The organism is Paenibacillus sp. WG02 (assembly GCF_055396115.1).
Genome location: NZ_AP036016.1, coordinates 4,921,639 through 4,938,290 on the forward strand (window position 1 = coordinate 4,921,639; position 16,652 = coordinate 4,938,290).

15 protein-coding genes and 2 pseudogenes are annotated in these 16,652 nt (G+C 44.1%); 2 read left to right on the forward strand and 15 right to left on the reverse strand.

Translation table 11 applies throughout. From position 1 onward, the window contains the following. Nucleotides 1-135: 135 nt before the first annotated feature. From ACBP55_RS22390 to ACBP55_RS22400, 3 genes are read right to left on the reverse strand one after another with little or no spacing between them, the layout of a single operon-like run. Nucleotides 136-615: a hypothetical protein gene (locus tag ACBP55_RS22390; RefSeq protein ID WP_464645079.1), complete on the reverse strand. Its 480-nt coding sequence runs from the start codon at nucleotides 613-615 to the stop codon at nucleotides 136-138. A 38-nt stretch (nucleotides 616-653) separates the two neighbouring features. Continuing rightward, on the reverse strand, nucleotides 654-1,289 hold the full coding sequence (locus ACBP55_RS22395) for a trimeric intracellular cation channel family protein (protein WP_029195935.1): 636 nt from the start codon (nucleotides 1,287-1,289) through the stop codon (nucleotides 654-656). A 19-nt stretch (nucleotides 1,290-1,308) separates the two neighbouring features. Further along, the gene (locus ACBP55_RS22400; RefSeq protein WP_464645081.1) at nucleotides 1,309-2,382 is read right to left on the reverse strand and encodes a Gfo/Idh/MocA family protein; all 1,074 of its coding nucleotides are present in this window, start codon (nucleotides 2,380-2,382) and stop codon (nucleotides 1,309-1,311) included. A gap of 288 nt (nucleotides 2,383-2,670) precedes the next feature. Between ACBP55_RS22400 and ACBP55_RS22405 the strand changes: the two genes are divergently transcribed. Beyond that, nucleotides 2,671-2,892, forward strand: coding sequence for a hypothetical protein (locus ACBP55_RS22405; RefSeq protein WP_056839079.1), 222 nt, complete (start codon nucleotides 2,671-2,673; stop codon nucleotides 2,890-2,892). Nucleotides 2,893-2,900: 8 nt separating this feature from the next. Here the strand turns inward: ACBP55_RS22405 and kapB are convergent, their stop codons facing one another. The 3 genes from kapB to ACBP55_RS22420 are packed head-to-tail and all read right to left on the reverse strand — an operon-like array spanning nucleotide 2,901 to nucleotide 4,152. Continuing rightward, entirely contained in the window at nucleotides 2,901-3,284 is a 384-nt protein-coding gene (gene kapB / locus ACBP55_RS22410) for a kinase-associated lipoprotein KapB (protein ID WP_464645084.1), read from the reverse strand. A 27-nt stretch (nucleotides 3,285-3,311) separates the two neighbouring features. Next, nucleotides 3,312-3,632: a thioredoxin family protein gene (locus ACBP55_RS22415; protein ID WP_464645086.1), complete on the reverse strand. Its 321-nt coding sequence runs from the start codon at nucleotides 3,630-3,632 to the stop codon at nucleotides 3,312-3,314. A 1-nt stretch (nucleotide 3,633) separates the two neighbouring features. After that, on the reverse strand, nucleotides 3,634-4,152 hold the full coding sequence (locus ACBP55_RS22420) for a hypothetical protein (RefSeq protein WP_464645087.1): 519 nt from the start codon (nucleotides 4,150-4,152) through the stop codon (nucleotides 3,634-3,636). A 72-nt stretch (nucleotides 4,153-4,224) separates the two neighbouring features. On the opposite strand from ACBP55_RS22420, the gene ACBP55_RS22425 reads away from it, so the two are divergent. After that, a complete protein-coding gene (locus ACBP55_RS22425) occupies nucleotides 4,225-4,437 on the forward strand; it encodes a hypothetical protein (RefSeq protein ID WP_464645089.1) in 213 nt (70 codons plus the stop codon). Between the two features lie 63 nt (nucleotides 4,438-4,500). Here the strand turns inward: ACBP55_RS22425 and ACBP55_RS22430 are convergent, their stop codons facing one another. The 9 genes and pseudogenes from ACBP55_RS22430 to ACBP55_RS22470 all read right to left on the reverse strand — a co-directional run bounded on the left by ACBP55_RS22430 (nucleotide 4,501) and on the right by ACBP55_RS22470 (nucleotide 16,642). Then, nucleotides 4,501-6,114 (reverse strand): ABC-F family ATP-binding cassette domain-containing protein, encoded by a 1,614-nt coding sequence (locus ACBP55_RS22430; protein WP_056839070.1) that lies wholly within the window; start codon nucleotides 6,112-6,114, stop codon nucleotides 4,501-4,503. A 107-nt stretch (nucleotides 6,115-6,221) separates the two neighbouring features. Then, nucleotides 6,222-8,194: pseudogene (locus ACBP55_RS22435) on the reverse strand (ABC-F family ATP-binding cassette domain-containing protein). A gap of 99 nt (nucleotides 8,195-8,293) precedes the next feature. Beyond that, nucleotides 8,294-9,235, reverse strand: a pseudogene (locus ACBP55_RS22440) (M42 family metallopeptidase); the annotation flags it as partial. Nucleotides 9,236-9,541: 306 nt separating this feature from the next. Then, a complete protein-coding gene (locus ACBP55_RS22445; RefSeq protein ID WP_464645090.1) occupies nucleotides 9,542-9,832 on the reverse strand; it encodes a Dabb family protein in 291 nt (96 codons plus the stop codon). A gap of 13 nt (nucleotides 9,833-9,845) precedes the next feature. Continuing rightward, nucleotides 9,846-11,402 (reverse strand): ABC-F family ATP-binding cassette domain-containing protein, encoded by a 1,557-nt coding sequence (locus ACBP55_RS22450; RefSeq protein ID WP_029195946.1) that lies wholly within the window; start codon nucleotides 11,400-11,402, stop codon nucleotides 9,846-9,848. A gap of 203 nt (nucleotides 11,403-11,605) precedes the next feature. Next, entirely contained in the window at nucleotides 11,606-13,102 is a 1,497-nt protein-coding gene (locus tag ACBP55_RS22455; protein WP_464645093.1) for a DUF6382 domain-containing protein, read from the reverse strand. 13 nt (nucleotides 13,103-13,115) lie between these two features. After that, entirely contained in the window at nucleotides 13,116-13,625 is a 510-nt protein-coding gene (locus ACBP55_RS22460; RefSeq protein ID WP_464645094.1) for an A24 family peptidase, read from the reverse strand. A 37-nt stretch (nucleotides 13,626-13,662) separates the two neighbouring features. Then, entirely contained in the window at nucleotides 13,663-14,328 is a 666-nt protein-coding gene (locus ACBP55_RS22465; protein ID WP_464645096.1) for a TadE/TadG family type IV pilus assembly protein, read from the reverse strand. 22 nt (nucleotides 14,329-14,350) lie between these two features. Further along, nucleotides 14,351-16,642 carry a hypothetical protein gene (locus ACBP55_RS22470; RefSeq protein ID WP_464645097.1) on the reverse strand — a complete coding sequence of 764 codons (2,292 nt, stop codon included), beginning with the start codon at nucleotides 16,640-16,642 and terminating at the stop codon, nucleotides 14,351-14,353. Between the last annotated feature and the right edge of the window lie 10 nt (nucleotides 16,643-16,652).

Genomic DNA, 16,652 nt, shown 5'->3' on the forward strand with positions numbered 1-16,652 from the left:
CTCCTCTCTTAAGCAAAAGCCATTAGTGTTAATATGGACATTTATCCTGATTTTTACTAAACAAAAAAAGCCCGCCGCCGAAACATCGGCAAGCTGGCTCATGTAGAAAAATATAATAAAGACACTCCATTATCGCTATTCCTTTTTATTGCGTGTTTCATCCAGTTCCTCAAGTAATTTACGAACCGCTTCCGGATCTACATTTCCCTTTTCACGAAAAGCTCTCAGCTTATTTAATAGATCCTGCGCAATCGCATCATCCTCTGTTTGCTGCACTTCATGCGATGGGTCGAACCAAATGTAAAATCCCTCTGGTCCATTTCGCAAAAATGATTTCTGCCAATGCTCTGGATAGGCGTAGCCCTGCTCGCCAAATATCAAACCGAGCACATCATCGCTGTCAATAGGCAGCAAATAATGAAACGATTCCAGCTCGCCGGTGTTCGTAAAATCCCGATGCATGTATGCATAATGCAGATAATGCTCTCCTGTTTCTACGTCCTTAGCTACCTCATACATATCAAGCTCCGTTTGCAGTAGCTCTTTCACCGAAATAATTCGCGAAGCAATCGTCTCTGCCGAAATCTTTTGCTGTTGTAACAATGAAGTTTCCATCTTAACCATCCTCCTTTCAAACTTTAGATAATAGGATGCTACAAATCAGCTCTACGTGTTGTCTCACCGATGGAACCCCGTAAGGAACGTTTGGGCAATTTCCATTTATAAAAGACGGATAGCATTCTCAGAACCACGATTAGCGAAAATAGGACAGCTAACTGCCAAGCGCCTTGGGTCCAACCAAGTCCGACTAAAGCACCAGCCAACATGCCCCATACGGCATAAATTTCATCCTTAAGCACGAGCGGTTTGCGTCCTGCTAATACATCCCGAACCATCCCTCCGCCAATTCCCGTCAGAACTGCGGCGACAATAATGGCACTTAGCGGATGTCCCATATTCGTTGCATACAGCGCACCTTGGATGGAGAAAGCAGCCAAACCAATCGCATCAAAGAAAGCTTCCCAAGTCTTCCATAATCGAATGTATCGAACGGGCATAAAGAACACAAGCGTCATTGCAAACAAGGCAATTTGAAAATATATACCCTGCTCCCATAGCAAGACGATCGGTTTACCAATCAGTAAGTTTCGTATGACGCCGCCGCCGAAAGCCGTAACAAGTCCAAGTACATAGACGCCCAATATATCATATTCTTCTTCCATCGCAACTATGGCTCCACTCACCGCGAATGCAATCGTTCCGATGATACTAAATAACTCCCAATTCACTTCCTGCAGCCCCTATCTACTAGATGTCCCAATCCAATTTCACTTCATTCCCTGTTTGCGACGAACGGTAGATCGCATCCAAGATCAAATTATTCGTATAACCCGTCATGACGGATGTCAATGGCTGTAAGCCGCTCTCGATACACGACAAGAAATGTCTCGCCATTCGGACACGAGATCCTTCATCGAATTCAGGCACCGTAAGGTCAATGTCAGCTTCGCGATCAAACATTTCTGCGAACAGCTTGCCTTTCGTTCCGCGAATCGAAGCCCCGCCTTCGCTTCCAAGAAGCTGAACATAAGGCTGGTTATCTGTTTCAATGAGAGCTGCCCAACTGACATCCAAAGATAAGGTAGCGCCATTGTCTAATTTAATCAGAGCCGTTGCCAAATCCTCCACATCATATTGACCATCCCAATTAGGTGCACCCCAGGATCCAATCCCTTTTTTCCGCGGACCGAATTCAGCGTAGGTAGCTCCATAAACCGATACAGGCTTTGGATTACCCATTAAGTATAAAGATAAATCCAACATATGCACACCAAGATCAATCAGAGGTCCGCCGCCGGATTTTCCCATTTGTGTAAACCATGTTCCCCAGCCCGGAATTCCTTTGCGTCTTAACCAACCAGCCTTTGCATGATAAATGTGACCAAGCGCACCTTTCTCAACCTGTTGTTTCACAGCTAACGATAAGGCATCCCAACGCAGTTGGTGCGGAATCATCAGGACTTTACCTGCTTTGCGTTCCGCTTCAACAATTTGTTTAGCCGAAGCCAGATTTAATGCCATGGGTTTCTCGAGCATGACATGCTTACCAGCCTCTAGGGCTTGTACCGCAATTGGCGCATGCCATTCATTGGACACGGCAATAATTACCGCATCAATAGATGGGTCCGAGAGCAGCTTGTCCGTACTCTCATAAACACGTTCAATGTTATGTTCTTTGGCTCTAGCTTCAGCAAGTGGCAAATAGGCATCCGTCACTGCAGTGATTTCGGCCTCCGGCACTTTTTTCAGCACTTCCATATGTACATTTCCGATATTTCCGGAACCTATAATACCTATACGAATTGGCTTTCCAGCTGTCATTTCTTTATCCCCCAGAACGTGTTAGATTTCAATCTTTCTTATTATAAATGTGCTTATCCTTCCCCGCAACAACCAATATCTTGTGCTCAAATTAATCTTTGAGGAACTGGCCCTCTAGAGCTATTCTTTACATATAATAAATTGCTAAAACTTTTTTAATAGTTTGACCCTAACATATCTAACATTTGAAATGTATCCTTACTGTGTAGACCAGACTTAAAGAATGGGTAATACGTAAGAAGTACGAAGTTAGTTTTCCCAAAGGAAAACTCGAAGGAGGGCTTAAACATGCAAGCATTAACCATTAAATTCAAAAACAAAACCATCCCTGTGCTTAATTTCACACATAAACGATCCCATATGGAACTGTTGTCCAGTAAACTAAAGGAACTTGAGATGAATTTTGAATTTCGCAAAAAATTAAAAATGATCTCGATGATCGAGATCATTGGTGATGTCGCCATTTTCAAATATAACGACGGCACGAAATTGTACCTGGAAGTTTCCTAATCTTTCGCCTAGAAATATTCTTTCTGTAATTGATCAAGCTCCTGCAGAGAGCGTCGTGCCCATGCTTCCATTTCCGACAGCTTACTGATTTGCGTGAGCAGCGCTCTCTTCAAAGAATCTTGATAATCAGGAATATGACCCGCGTAAGGACGTATGGTGGATATAGGCATTAAGGCAATTTCTTGATAAGACAACGCTCGTCGTTGATGAAAAAAAGCTACACTTGGATCCATCGGGTTATGTAAATCTCCCTGTGTCGGGTGCTCTTTTACAGCCAGAATGCGGACTGCCGCTTTCATCGAACTGCTTACCTCCACAACCTCACCAAAATAAGCTCCTGTTTTATACTCAGCAGTTACGCGATCTCCTATTTGAAAACTACTCATACTCATTAGTCGACAACTCCATTCTCCTCTAATTCACATGCGATTCAGTGGCAGCAGTTTACGGTACAGCTCATCCACCGAGTGCATGCGGTACATAAATTCTTTTTCTTTTCCCTGTTCTAAGATGACTATACACGGTACACTTGTAATTTGCCATTCCCGAGTAATTTGCGGAAGAAAATTAATATTGCTCTTTACAAGCGGCAAGCCAGGCAGCATTGTCTTAATGATGTCTAACATCCGTTCCGTCACTTTGCATGTACCGCAAAGAGGTGTATACAGAAAAACAGCAAACGAACCTTCTTGCGTTCTGCTTACTCGCTCAAGCAGTTCCTGCTCACTTAATTCCTGCATACTAGCTCCCTCTTTCATCCAACCAAGCTAAACTCTCTACAGCATAAGCGATGAGATGAGGGAAATCATCAATTTGACTTTCATCTACTTTGCGTCCGAAGGATAATGTAATTTGATTATGATAGGAAATTGGATGTTGACCATATTCATAAGAAAGCATCTGAATGACTTGCGGTCGCTGCTCCCAAATGACACCTAATTGCTCTTCGATATAGGGGCACTCGATATCTGGTTTTTTCACTTTGGTAAAAAACTTAATGGTCAACGAACAGCCTGGCTTGGCGGATGGATTTTCTAAAATTTCAGCTGCTAAATCACTCAAATGAACATGCAGGTTAATTTCGGCTTTACTTGGTTTATCGATCTTACGGGCAAATTCAATGGCATATGTGCGTGACATCGAGGATAGATCCACTTGATCTTGCCGCCGTGTGATAATAATTTTACCGTCCAAATCCAAGTCATAGACGGCTCCCTCAAGCACAACCTTAATATTGTCATAGATCGTTGGATCAAACATCCCCTACACCTTCTTTCATCTTTTCTTAGATTCGATTATACTAAAAGCATACCACGTAAAGAAGGTGTTCCTATGTCAGACAAGCCTGAAGATCAACTGGGTGAACAACAAGGCCAAAAAAAAGTTAGTTTAGCTGATGCCATCAAGCAGAAACTTGCCCAGAAGAAAGCGGATCAAGCCGCAGCACGCGCCAACCCGAAACAAGCTGGAAACAATAATCAAAGCGGCAAAAGTCAAATGACTAAAAAAGTAAACAATCAACGTCGTCGTACTGGCGGCAGCTAAACATCGCTTTGCGTAGGCAAAAGCGCCCTGAGAGTAACAAATCAGGGCGCTTTTCATTTATCCTTACGCGTATTGTGCTTCGCGCTGTTTTTGCACATCTTCGCTTTCTAGGTATTCATCATAGGTGAACATTTTATCGATGAGTCCTTTAGGCGTGATCTCCATAATGCGGGTAGCTATCGTTTGGATGAACTGATGGTCATGGGAGACGAAAAGAATCGTTCCGTCGAAGTCAACAAGACCATTGTTAAGTGCTGTAATGGACTCCAAATCCAAATGGTTCGTAGGCTCATCAAGAATGAGGACATTGGATCCGCTTAGCATCATTTTGGAGAACATGCAGCGTACTTTTTCTCCACCCGATAGCACATTTGCTTTCTTCAGAGCTTCTTCTCCTGAGAACAACATCCGGCCCAGGAAGCCGCGCAAGAAGGATTCATCTTGGTCTTTGGAGTATTGACGCAGCCAATCTACCAAAGTTAAATCAGAGTTGAAATAGTCTTGGCTGTCTTTAGGGAAGTAAGCTTGGGAAGTTGTAATCCCCCATGTGTACGTACCCTCATCCGCTTCCATTTCACCCATCAGGATTTTGAAGAGCGTCGTTTTGGCGATGCCATCTGGGCCAACAAAGGCAACTTTATCCCCTTTATTGATAGTGAACGAGATGTTGTCTAACACTTTAACGCCATCAATCGTTTTGGACAATTTCTCAACAGCCAGCAGCTGTTTACCCGCTTCACGCTCACCTTTGAAGTGAATGAACGGATATTTACGGCTTGATGGTCTAATATCTTCAAGAGTAAGCTTCTCGAGTTGTTTTTTACGGGATGTAGCTTGCTTAGATTTGGAGGCATTCGCGCTAAAACGTGCGATAAAGGCTTCCAACTCTTTACGTTTTTCTTCGGTTTTCTTGTTCGCGTCTCTTGTCAAACGAAGTGCCAGTTGGCTGGACTCATACCACCAGTCATAGTTACCGACGTACATTTGAATTTTACCAAAATCAATATCCGCAATATGCGTACATACTTGGTTCAGGAAGTGACGATCATGGGATACAACGATAACTGTGCCTTCAAAACGGGAAAGGAAGTTCTCCAGCCAACGAATGGACTCTAAGTTCAAATGGTTGGTAGGCTCATCCAGCAGCAAAATATTCGGATTGCCGAACAAGGCTTGCGCTAAGAGGACACGTACTTTCTCATTGCCATCAAGGTCTTTCATTTTGGTGTCATGCATGGAAGTCGGGATACCGAGTCCAATGAGAAGCTCAGCTGCATCCGATTCCGCCTGCCAGCCATCTAGATCCTGGAATTCGCCTTCGAGATCAGCCGCTTTCATGCCGTCTTCTTCTGTAAAATCAGCTTTGGCATACAAAGCATCTTTCTCTTCCATAATTTTAAACAAGCGAGCATGACCCATCATGACGGTTTTCAAAACTTCGATTTCGTCAAACTCGTAATGGTTTTGTTTCAAAACAGCCATTCTCTCGCCAGGTGTAATGCTGACTTCGCCTGTGTTAGGCTCAATCTCACCGGAAAGAATTTTCAGAAAAGTTGATTTACCGGCACCATTTGCTCCGATAAGTCCGTAGCAGTTACCCGGTGTAAATTTGATATTGGCGTCCTCGAATAGGGCTCTCTTGCCGTAACGAAGCGTCACGTTATTAACATTAATCATGTTTAGTACATACCTGCCTTTATAGTAGTTTGTTCTATCATATCATATATATGGACCTTTAATCGAAGATTAAAGTCTCTAAGATAAAGTCGAAGATAAAGTCTCTCCTACTTGTTTCGTTCTATTTCCTCTAGCAGCTCGGATAAATAAGTCCATCTTTCCATCGCCGCTTCCAAATCCACTGCCGTTTGCTGCTCTTGCTCATACAGCTCGCGAACTCGGTCAAAGTCGCTGCCAGCCGCTTCAATTTGCTTTTTCAAGCTCGCTGCTTTGTCTTCCAGAGAAGCTATCGTACCCTCGATTTCGTCCCATTCCTTTTGTTCTTTAAAAGTTAGCTTCTTGGGACGGTTCGCATTCGATGTGCCCCCTGCTGCAGCGGGACTGCTGCTATCTACAGCTGAAGCTGTGTTGGAAACACCAACCGACTTGGCAGAGCTTGCATTACGTATCAATTCTTTCCGAGTCTGATCTGCTTCTGCTTGCTCCTGCTTCTCTTCCAAGTAATCGGAGTAGTTGCCAATGTAAGGCTCGATCTGGCCTTTGCCGTCAAATGCAAATAGATGCGAAACTGTCCGATCCAAAAAGTATCGATCATGGGAAACCGTAATAACGGCCCCAGGAAATTGATCTAGATAATCTTCCAGTATGGTCAAAGTTTGGATATCCAAGTCGTTGGTCGGCTCATCCAGAAGCAGTACATTCGGTTCTCCCATTAGAGTGCGGAGCAAATAAAGTCTGCGCCGTTCACCGCCGGAGAGCTTTCCGATCGGCGACCACTGCAGGGTTGGCGAAAAGAGAAAGCGTTCGAGCATTTGCGACGCCGATATCGTCTCTCCATCCGAGGTACGAATTTGCTCCGCAGCCTCTTTGATGTACTCGATGACGCGCATCTTCTCATCCATCTCGACGTTCTCTTGCGTGTAGTAAGCAAGCTTCACCGTCGTGCCAGTCTCGATCGTTCCGCTATCGGGCTGAATACGCCCGGCGAGCATGTTCAGCAGCGTCGATTTGCCGCTGCCGTTCGGACCGAGGATGCCGAGGCGATCCCTCGGCATCACGATGTAGCTGAAGCCGCTCAGCAGCGGCTTCCCGCTCTCGAAAGCTTTGGTGACGTCTTCGAGCTCCATCACCTTCTTGCCAAGACGGCTGCCTGCCAGCGCCATGTCAAGCTTCTCACCGGGACCGTCAACCTTGCGGTCCCGTAATTCCTCGGCGCGCCCAATACGCGCCTTCTGTTTGGTCGTACGCGCCTTCGCGCCGCGACGAAGCCAAGCCAGCTCGCGGCGCAAGAGATTCTGCCGCTTATCTTCGCTGGATGCTTCGGACTCCATCCGCTCCGCCTTTTTCTCGAGGAACCACTCGTAGTTCCCCTCGTAGCTGTAGATCTTCCCCGGTCCAGCTCCAGAATGCGGGAGGTTACCCGCTCTAGGAAGTACCGGTCATGGGTAACGAGCAGCAAGGCTCCGCGCCATTTGCTAAGGAACTCCTCGAGCCAGATGGCCGTCTCGTTATCAATATGGTTCGTCGGCTCATCTAGGATGAGCAGGTCAGCGGGCTGAATGAGAACGCGCGCCATGGCAACGCGTTTGCGCTGACCGCCGGACAGCTGGCCGACGGGCTTGTCGAACTCGCTGATGCCTAGCTTCATCAGCACGGTTTTGGCCAAGGTGCTGGCTTCCCAGGCACCTTGCTCATCCATGCGCGACTGGGCGCTGAACAGTCGCGTTTGTTTCTTCTCATTGGAGGCGTCAAGCTCCAACTCAGCAAGCGCAAGCTCATAGTCGCGAAGCGTCTTCATGAGCGGCGTATCGCCGTGGAATACTTGCTCAAGAACCGTGGAGTTCGGATCGAACTCCGGGTTCTGCGGCAAGTATTCCACTCGGAAATGGTTCGCGTGCACGAGCTTGCCGCGATCCGCTGTTTCAAGCCCCGCTAGCAGTTTCAGCAGCGTGGACTTGCCTGTTCCGTTCACGCCAATGAGACCGATGCGCTGCTTCTCGTTCACCGTGAACGAAATATCATCGAACAGCACCTTGTCGCCGAACGTCTTTGTTATGTTGACTGCACTAAGTATATTCATGAGTGGGCTGGCTCCATGATATAGGCTGCAAGAAGAGTCTGCAGTATTCACTACTGCATCCATATGCGTTCTTTCCATGCTATGTGACGCATGAACACCTGGTCCTACCAACGCGGCACGAATATCACGTCCGCCTCTAAGCGCGGCAGATGCATCTGAACCGTATCGCGGATAAATATCAACGGCATAGCCGATTTCCAGCTTCTCGGCCAGCTCAATCATTTTCGAAGTCATCTGATAATCATAAGGACCTGAGGAATCCTTCGCGCAAATCGATACATCGCGCTCGCTTCCGCTCAAATCATCACCAAGAGCACCCATATCTACGGCAATAAAATCCGTAATATCTTCAGGGATAAAGGCAGAACCATGACCGACCTCTTCATAATTGGAAAAGAACAGCTTGATCGTAAATTCAGGCTTCAAGCCCTCATCTTTGATCAGCTTTAATAGCCCAAATAAGGAAGCCACACTCGCTTTATCATCCAAATGACGCGACTTCACGAAGCCATTTTCCTTCACTTGTACGCGCGGATCGAATGAAATATAATCCCCCACTCGAATGCCAAGATCCTGAACCTCTTTCTTGGACTTCACAAGCTCATCAATTCGCACTTCCATGTTGGCTTCATCGCGTTTATATTCCCGTGCATCTTCATACACATGAACAGATGGCCTCGATGTCAGAATAGTCCCATCATAAACGCGTTCAACGCGCGTATGAATTTGAACGTATTCATTTTCGATAGCGCCCATCATAAAGCCACCCAATGAAGTGATTTTCAAAGTGCCATTATCTTTGATCGAACGCACCATAGCGCCAAGTGTATCCACGTGAGCAGAAATACCAATGACACGGTCTTGGCGGGTACCAGGAATCGTCACAATACCGCAGCCCTTTTTGGTATATGTAAGCTCAAATCCGAGCTTATTCACTTCTTGTTCAACTTTTTGCATAATGTGATGCGTGTAACCTGTTGGGCTTGGAGTCCTCAGCAGCAGCTCTAGAATTTCTGTCATATAAGTTTTATTTAAGTTCATTTTCACTCGGGATTCCTCCCTTTTCTATTTATTAGATTTCCTCTAAAGAGATGAGAAAACCTCTACCGAGATCATTCAAAGATGTAGCGACCGCGTTTAACGAGGAGAGGCTTTGGTCTACGACCAAAGATCCCTATATTAGGTTTTATCGCCAATAAGAAAGCGGTATTCGTGATCCGAAAACTTATACTTTCTTAGATGGAAAAAACAGTGCAGCCTAGGTTTCATAAGCAAGTTAATGACATAAGTCACAAACTAGTCTCTTCTAGTGATACTACACTGTTCCCCTATGTTTTTCAAACTAGATTAGCTTACAAAATCAACGCAAATGGACGTTCCATCAAGTACTGTCTTCATATGAGCCTTCACTTCTTCATGAATGGGATGCGTGTCATATGCCTTGAGATCCTCTAAGGAATCAAATTTGGTAATCAAAGCAATATCATACGAACGTTCCAGATGCAAAATGTCGGTTCCAACTTCGATATGCCGCAGGACCGGGATTTTACCTTCCATGTTCGTAAGTACAGCCTTAGTTACTTCAACTGCTTCCGGACTGCGATCTTTGAGCTTAAAAAACACAACGTGAGTTAACATGAACGATTTCCCCCTAATTGGTTACTTTTGCAGACCATTCTTCCACATCCCACACTCTTGTTACCCAACCTTCATAAAATTCAGGTTCGTGACAAACGAGCAGAACAGTACCTTTATATTCTTTCAAAGCCCTCTGAAGCTCTTCTTTGGCAACAACGTCCAAATGGTTCGTAGGCTCATCGAATAACAACCAGTTACTTTCTCTCATCAGCAGTTTACAAAGCCTTACTTTCGCTTGTTCACCACCGCTAAGCTTACCCATTGCACGTGTGATGTGCTCATTCTTGAGCCCGACACGGGCAAGTGCCCCTCTGACCTCATTCTGAGTCATCGAAGAGAACTCGTTCCATACGTCATCAATCGGTGTCATGCTCGGTGCTTTAACCTCTTGTTCAAAATAGGCAGGACTCAAATAGTCCCCACGGAATGTTTTACCGTTGAAAGGCTCAAGCTTACCAAGAATCGTTTTGAGAAGGGTAGATTTACCTACACCGTTGCATCCAACAATCGCAATTTTCTCTCCGCGCTCAATCGTTACATTCATCTTCGGTAAAAGAGGACGATCATAACCAATTTCCAAGTTTTCCGCCTCAAAAACAACTCTGCTGCTTGAACGTGATTCCTTGAACACAAAAGTCGGCTTCATAGCCGTCTCTGGACGCTCAATTCGGTCAATCTTATCAAGTTGCTTCTCACGGCTCTTGGCACGGGTTGAAGTTGACGCACGCGCTTTATTTCGTGCGATGAAATCTTCTTGTTTTTTAATGTACTCTTGCTGCTTTTCATACGCGTCAATATGCTGTGTTTTGTTCATTTCAGCCATATCTAGGAATTTCTCATAGTTCGCCGTATAGCGAGTTAGTTTCGTGAATTCCAAGTGATATACCACGTTTACAACTTCATTCATGAATTCCGTATCATGTGAAATCAACATAAAGGCAAACGGGTAATCTTTGAGATACATTTTCAACCATTCAATATGCTCAACGTCCAAATAGTTGGTCGGCTCATCTAAGAGAAGAACAGTCGGTTTCTCCAAAAGCAGTTTAGCCAAAAGAACCTTCGTCCGCTGTCCACCGCTAAGGGAAGTAACGTCACGGTCTAAACCAATGGCATTAAGGCCAAGACCGTTACCCATTTCTTCAATTTTGACATCCAGCATATAGAAGCCGCCGATATCCAAGCGCTCTTGAATTTCGCCCATTTGCTCCAAAAGAACTTCAAGCTCTTCCGGTGTGGCGTCGCCCATTTTCTCGGTAATCGCCATCATCTCCTTCTCCTCTTCAAAGAGAGGAAGGAAAGCATCACGCAGAATATCGCGAATGGTTTTGCCCGCTTCTAACACGGAATGCTGGTCCAAATATCCATAATGAACGCGCGGCGTCCATTCAACTTTACCTGTATCTTTTAGAACTTTTCCGGTCAATATATTCATTAACGTGGATTTCCCCACGCCATTAGCTCCAACGATACCTACACGCTCTCCAGCGAGCAGTCGAAAGGATACATTTTTAAATAGCGTACGATCTCCAAAGCTATGGCTCAAATCTTCAATTGTCAAAAGACTCATCTCGTAATTCCAAACTCCTGTCTATTTCGAAGATAATCACTCTTACTCACGACTTCTTATTATAACACTGCTCTTGCAAGACAGGAATAGGTAAATTCCTCTGGGAAGCGTATTCATTGGCTTTTATACAAAACTATGCAAAAAAACGTCCCACTTGGGACGTCGCAGTTATAGCCAAAGATCGTGTTTAAGATTTAACTCTTTCACAATCGAAATTTAATCTCCTGCCGCACAATTCGAATCTCATCTCCATCTTTTAATGGATAGGGCTGATAAGTAACTAATACTTCACCGTTTAAATAGGTCCCATTCGTTGAACCTGTATCTTTAATCATATAGCCCTCATCATTCTTAATTATTTCAGCATGTAATCTGGAAGCTCCCGCTTCTTCCAAAACATAATCGACCTTCAAGCTGGCATCGCCTCTGCCCATCGTAAAATGATCATTATTCAGAGGAACAGATTTAATCGTGCCTTCAGACTGCCATTCAAGCTTAGCTACCGATGGTTGATTCATATGCCTGCCAAGGAAAACTGTAGAGTTTGGCTTTTTGTTAGTGAGCAAGGTCGTATGCATATGTAAATTTTCATAATAATTTTGAATATTTATCGGTTCAGGTGTTGGTGTTACGAGGTTTAGCTCTCGCTGCTTTTCTGAAATCGGCAAGAATGGCAGGTTTACCCCGTTGCTTTCTTTTATGTATCGTTGAATGCGTGGTAATCCTAAAAATTGAATAACAAACCAAACATTCATGAGTAAAATCGAGCTTCCTGCTGTTATTTGCAGATTACCTGTGGAAGGGTAAGTCAAATAATTCTGCCAAAGAAACGCTGTTAGCAGAATAACAACGGCAAGGACTATCCTTCGTGACCGCGAAGATACAACTACAAACGATAACTGATTTCCTTTTCCATCATTTATTTTCGGAGCAGTATGGGACTGCTGCAGCTCCTCTATTGAGATGTTTTTGCGAATTTGCTGCTGACCTTCTTCCCGCTTCCAAAGTGGCTTGGGCAGCTCATTTTCTTTTACAGGAGACATTTGCATGTTAGAAGGTGTTAATGTGTCTTGTTCATCATCCTCATGACTTGATATCAGATAAGCATCTTGAACGAGTGTTTGTTCGTCCATTAGCGCTAGAAGATTCTCCTTATATCCTTGCAAGCTCTGATTCCGCGACAATGACTCCATCCATAAAATCACTTTGCTCCTCTCATCATCATTCAATTTCTGTGAGAGTTGTTTCATCAATGACGCCAGCGATAGGAAGACGGAATCTTCATCATTTATTGGTTCAAGCGGCACATATGTTAGATATACATCCGACCAATCACTGCCAATAAAGATGAAATTATCTTTCAAAACATATCCTGATTCAAAAAGCATGTAATTTTTACTTTCTCCTAGTGCACAGACAATCGCATACATGAGCTTTGCAAAATGCTGTTTAGACAACCCTTCCACCTTCAGAACATGGGCCAGCATGCGTTTAGACGACAAGTTATATAGTAAACTTATGCGGAAATCCACTTCTTGTATTTCTAGCGGTAGAAGGTTCGGTACATCATTGGCTTCAAGCATCTTGACCTGCAAAGTCGAGAGAGTCTTCGAATCCAAACCATCTTCCTTATACAACACCATGTAATGACCATGTCGATATACAAATTCATAACGAAGTCCAAATACTTCTTGCGTCATGGATTCACCTCTCTCATAAAAACGAATAATACCAAGTCAATGCAACGCCTGGTACAACCGCATACATAAACGGAAATTTCATGTTTTTTTGATGCTTCATTCCTAGAAGACTACCCATATCTTGAATAACAACAATAGAGACTAGCCACGTGGCAAGTTTATGACCTGTATTTATCATCTGTTTACGGATAAAGAGCAAGATAAGTCCGATAACGCCTGCACAAATGATGGCAAAAAGCATCGATTGAACGACGAATGTAAATCCCATGATCGCCCCAATTGCAGCAAAAAGCTTCACATCACCTGCACCAAGAGCGCCGAAAAAATAAAGCAAAAGAAGTGCCGTAAACCCAGTAATAGCACCAATTCCAGCAAAAATCACACCGCTCCAACCTTCATTAAATGCATGGAATACAATGCCAAGCATTGTTCCACAGATAGTAACCTTGTTTGGGATTAGTGAATTACGTGCATCAATTACAAATGCAACGGCAATAAGAATAAATAAGATCAAATGATTCAAAGGAAAAAGGTCCCCTCCTAACCGTTTCTTAAGGCTCTTAGGCGCCTACCCATGCCCGCTCCACAGCCTTCTTCTTTAAGATTATCGTGTGACTTATAAACGGCAGCGGAAGCTTGTACGTAATTTGAGCTTCAATACCAAAAAAGGCATCGCCACCGCTTTCCATACTCGGGAGAGTCACAGAAGTGACCTTGAATTTCTCTTTTTTCATGATTGTTTGATTGCAAAAAGCATAAACGATAGGTGTGAAAACCGCATGAATGCGCGGCTTGAGTTGACTCTCGTAAAGCTCATCCAGTTCTTCTTGAGCCTTCCCCTCACCTAGCTCACGCTTCTCCTTTTCCAATTTAACAAGCTCAAGGAGTGTATTCGGAATGTAAGCAGCGTATTCATCAGCCAGATTCTCGGTGTTTTTCACTAGATCTCGAGCTGTTTGTATACGATCTACCACGGAACCCATCATTTCACCAATATGGCTCTGATCGAATTTCGATTTGCCTTCTTGGACAAGAAGCCGGACAGGGTATAATTGAGCAGCAACCGACTTTGTTGCCTCCGACACCCCGGCCTGCAGTTCCATTTCTAATACAGCAATCTGAATACAAATGATCAGACCCATTACAAAAGCTAAAAAGAAGGGCAGTACCAAAGAAGCCTCTAACACCATGCCGCCTTTTTGCTCATGGTGAAACTTTCGAAGCATAAACAGCCCTCCCCTTTTTTCTTCAATAAGCAACAGCTGAAGTACTGCTGAATCGGCACCGATTCCCTTGCACTTTACACCCCAGCAAACCAGTTCCATCTAGCAGCTTCATGATTTGCGGAATAAACCACAACCTTACTTCGCTTGTTCCGTTTCCCTGTATATACGTCGTTTCTTCGACCAAGTCTTTCCCTGTTTCCAGTTCGATAAGTGCCTGCATTCTAGCCATAAGTTTCGAATTATTACTGTGTAAAAGTAGAAAAATACGTAAATAGTCCTTATACGTCAAACTTAAAGCTGATGTAGTGATTTTGGCAGATAACTCTACAGATTCACCTTTTGTTAATTTATTCATATCTTGAAATGCTTCCATCGCGCCTTCTGCAGCAGCAGCCAAGAACACGAGTAAGGGTGAGCCTATACCGAGCAGCTCTTTTTTCGGATCAAGTAGTGCTTCGACTGTGCGGATCGCCATACGGAATGCAAACATTTCCGCATAAGCGGATGAAATATTAGCCCCGCAGGAAGAAAATCCATATAACAAATACTCCACCTCTTGATTTGCCAACTTATGCGACCCTGGATTCACCAGTTCATTGGACAATTTGGGTTGACCCGCAGGGTCTTTTTCCAATCCATATGTTCGGTAATTAAACTTCGTTAGGGCAAATTCATTCACATAAAGCTCATTTCTCATCGATTCTGCCGCGTTATTAAACGCCTCAAGCATCCCCATCGCTTTGAAGCTAACAGGTTCTGGTTTCTCTAAATCATAAGCAATCTCGCCGCCAATCGTTGTATCTTGAGCATTAGCTTCTCTGTACTTTTGGTACAATCCTTTCTCACCTGCTGTTTGTCCTGCATCCCCCTGAATGCGGTTGTATAGTTCATTGTCAGTACTCATAGAACTCAGCAAGCTGCAAGAACCGATTGACTGCTTCGCTTGATCCAAAATGGCTTGTATCTTGTTTTTATGCTGACGCTTATTCGCAGACGTTGCCTCATTTTTGTCCATTCTTGTTTTTTCCAAACCACTTTGCTGCTTATGAAATTCGCTAGATTCAGAAAAATATGCATTATTCGCTAGGTTTGCTTTGCTAGTATTTTCAGATGTGTATAGATATACGGAATTAATAACTTCTTGGAATGCAGTGAATAACGAAGTAATGCTAGCTATAGCTGTCTGATACCTATAGAAATATTCATCACCCATAATAGGAACATTTTGAAACACTTCATAGACACCAGAGGTTCTACCTTGAGTTCCACTAACCGAACTTTGATTTATCTCACTTAACTTCGTACGAATCTCGTCATTTCGCTGTTTTGCTAACCGTAGAACTGGTTCTATTGTTTGCTGAAATTGCCCAATTTCACTTCCTTTGGCCTGAACCTCCAGTTTCGTAGCAGCTAAGAGTGCAGCGTATTTAATGATCAGCTGTAGCAAAGCTTCTAGCTCATTTAACTTTTGAGCGAAGACCTGTGCCTGAGAAGCTAGTAGTTGTTTTGACGCTGCGAGTGCTTGAATGCCAGCCACACCGCCAGGTCCAGCTTGACTTAGTGCTGCTATTGACATATCCAGATCCCTTATGGAATCTTGAATCGATCGCAGCTGATTTTTCACATTCTCGATTTCGTTTCTCACTTCATCTACTGTATGAATGCCGATTTGGGCAGCTAATTCGTCTAATTCTTTAATGCGTTTTTGATAATAAGCATGATTTTTCGATATTTTTTCAATCAACTCTTCGCTGCTCTGCCATGCTTCATCTAGCGCGCTTTCTCTTTGATCCATGAGCTTTTCAATCTCTGCCGCTTCTTTCGAAAACTGAGACCCAAGGTGGAAAGGGGCTTTAGTCCCGCTTTTCCGGAACTTATCGGTAATCTCAAGTGTAAACTCGATGGGTGCCTTGATCTTCATATCCTCCAGCACCTGCCGCTCAAAAATCACATGACTGGCTAAAGTGTACACCGGAGTAACACGCATGCCGTTCTCTACGGGTCTTGTATCCACATAATGGAATGCGCCAGCCGATACTTGACTTGACAAATTACTTGCAAAAACCTTGCGGAATAACGCATCCGTTTTATCCTGCGAAATACCAAGACCATAAAGTCCCATCGCTTGCAGCTCTTTATCGTATGATGACATAACCGATCGGGTTGCCGCTTTGACTGCAGTTTCCGTCTCTTTTTCGGCCAGTTTCATTCTTGCGAAATCAATGAGGACGGCTTGAAATAAGAAAATCGGCACAATAATGAGAATCAGATAGACAGACACAGCACCTCTCTCTGAACGAACAAATTCCCTCAAAAACTCCCCC

Bases quoted from the DNA above. Each gene is read 5' to 3' on its own strand.
- ACBP55_RS22400 (WP_464645081.1), bottom strand. From the start codon at position 2,382: ATGACAGCTGGAAAGCCAATTCGTATAGGTATTATAGGTTCCGGAAAT.
- ACBP55_RS22450 (WP_029195946.1), bottom strand. From the start codon at position 11,402: ATGAGTCTTTTGACAATTGAAGATTTGAGCCATAGCTTTGGAGATCGT.
- ACBP55_RS22430 (WP_056839070.1), bottom strand. From the start codon at position 6,114: ATGATTAATGTTAATAACGTGACGCTTCGTTACGGCAAGAGAGCCCTA.
- ACBP55_RS22425 (WP_464645089.1), top strand. From the start codon at position 4,225: ATGTCAGACAAGCCTGAAGATCAACTGGGTGAACAACAAGGCCAAAAA.
- ACBP55_RS22465 (WP_464645096.1), bottom strand. From the start codon at position 14,328: ATGCTTCGAAAGTTTCACCATGAGCAAAAAGGCGGCATGGTGTTAGAG.
- ACBP55_RS22390 (WP_464645079.1), bottom strand. From the start codon at position 615: ATGGAAACTTCATTGTTACAACAGCAAAAGATTTCGGCAGAGACGATT.
- kapB (WP_464645084.1), bottom strand. From the start codon at position 3,284: ATGAGTATGAGTAGTTTTCAAATAGGAGATCGCGTAACTGCTGAGTAT.
- ACBP55_RS22415 (WP_464645086.1), bottom strand. From the start codon at position 3,632: ATGCAGGAATTAAGTGAGCAGGAACTGCTTGAGCGAGTAAGCAGAACG.
- ACBP55_RS22445 (WP_464645090.1), bottom strand. From the start codon at position 9,832: ATGTTAACTCACGTTGTGTTTTTTAAGCTCAAAGATCGCAGTCCGGAA.
- ACBP55_RS22420 (WP_464645087.1), bottom strand. From the start codon at position 4,152: ATGTTTGATCCAACGATCTATGACAATATTAAGGTTGTGCTTGAGGGA.
- ACBP55_RS22455 (WP_464645093.1), bottom strand. From the start codon at position 13,102: ATGACGCAAGAAGTATTTGGACTTCGTTATGAATTTGTATATCGACAT.
- ACBP55_RS22405 (WP_056839079.1), top strand. From the start codon at position 2,671: ATGCAAGCATTAACCATTAAATTCAAAAACAAAACCATCCCTGTGCTT.